Raw genomic sequence first — 547 nt, 5'->3', positions numbered from 1 at the left:
TACACGCGAAAGGACAACCAGCAATCTTTTCGGATCACAGCGATTTACACCATTAAACATTCAGAATCGGACGCCGGTGGCAGAATCCCTACCACAATTGCAAGAAAGGAACTTGATCTTTGTATCAATGACATTGGAGGCTTACCACCAAACCCTCAAGATAATGTTGTAATCATTTCCCCTGAAAACAGCAAAGCCCCCTCTCAAGAGCACTTCATTGTCACAGATGTCCAAGCCTCTGAATCCGGTATGTATAAGCTTATCTTGCGAGAGATAAAACAATGAAACATCCACGCGAAACGATAAGGGAAAGCTTTGTTGCTTTGATAAAGGCAGCAAAGACGGCAGCTGGTGACAACGTTTTCAATATGCGTGATTTCAACTTTTCCGTTGAGAACACGCCTGCAATTAATATCTCAACACAAAGTGAAACAATTGAAGATGGCTATGATTATGGAGTAAGGCGACGCGTTTTAACGCTAGATGTTGAATGTTATGCGACATGTGAAGATGGAGCGCGTTTTGTTGACCAATTAGCATGGGAAGT

1 protein-coding gene and 1 pseudogene are annotated in these 547 nt (G+C 42.6%); both read left to right on the top strand.

Going from position 1 to position 547, the window contains the following annotated elements:
• Positions 1–285, top strand: a 285-nt coding sequence (locus tag ACFIKU_RS10340) for a hypothetical protein (protein WP_375657454.1), incomplete at its 5' end; no start/stop codon positions are given.
• Positions 282–547: pseudogene (locus ACFIKU_RS10335) on the top strand (hypothetical protein); the annotation flags it as partial. The gene ACFIKU_RS10340 and the pseudogene ACFIKU_RS10335, both read left to right, overlap by 4 nt.

This window comes from Bartonella sp. CM120XJJH, assembly GCF_042194715.1.
Taxonomy (GTDB): Bacteria; Pseudomonadota; Alphaproteobacteria; order Rhizobiales; family Rhizobiaceae; genus Bartonella.
Note: the sequence above shows the minus strand (reverse complement) of the source record. Positions and strands in the feature narration are given on the sequence as shown.